Origin of the sequence: Cupriavidus sp. D384, assembly GCF_001652915.1 — a bacterium.
Lineage (GTDB): Bacteria > Pseudomonadota > Gammaproteobacteria > Burkholderiales > Burkholderiaceae > Cupriavidus.
This window is the reverse complement of sequence record NZ_BBQI01000116.1, coordinates 1-624: the sequence shown is the minus strand read 5'-3', so window position 1 is coordinate 624 and position 624 is coordinate 1. Positions and strand designations below refer to the sequence as shown.

The window sequence follows — 624 nt, the reverse complement described above, 5'->3', positions numbered from 1 at the left end:
TGGTTATAGGCGCGATGGTGGTTGGCGGATCGGTCCGGAAAGGTTGGATACTGGACACCCCTGCCGCCCCGACGCATGGCGAATGCCACCTGTTGCCGGCCGTGGCACCTCGAACCCCGATCAGATGTCCCCGAGCCAGCCGTCCGCCGCAATCCGCGCGCGCCGCACGGACGCCTCCTCGGCCGCGCGCTGGGTGCCATACCCCGATAACGACGAATAAGGCCCGCACAGGCGCACCCGGCTCTCATTCTCGACTATCACCTCGTAGTCCCACTCCTCCCTGCCCTCCGGCGGGATGAGCGGGAAGACGAACAGGTCAAGCACGAGTCCGCGATAGGGCTGGCGGGTGTGGCCAGAGGGATCGTTCAAGTTTTGCCCCGGTGAGCCACCACGGTGTGCGCACCAATGTGGCACGCATCAAAACATCCGAGTGGTGAGACCCATGCTACGCGTGCCGGCGCGCATGCCTGTCCGTGTTTGGCTGATTCGACCGCGGTGCGGTCGTCGCCCACCGCCCGGCACCCTCAAGAAAAAGGCCCGACGCCGGGAAGGGTCGGGCCGAGCAGCTCTCCATCCGCGGAAGGCGCGAATCCCCCGCTCGCTTCAAGCATAGGCAACGGGGTC

General features: G+C 66.3%; 1 protein-coding gene. It reads right to left on the bottom strand.

Annotated features, from left to right (window positions below; translation table 11 throughout):
* Positions 1 to 120 precede the first annotated feature (120 nt).
* The gene (locus A9J21_RS27395) at positions 121 to 369 is read right to left on the bottom strand and encodes a hypothetical protein (RefSeq protein ID WP_066741271.1); all 249 of its coding nucleotides are present in this window, start codon (positions 367 to 369) and stop codon (positions 121 to 123) included.
* Positions 370 to 624 lie beyond the last annotated feature (255 nt).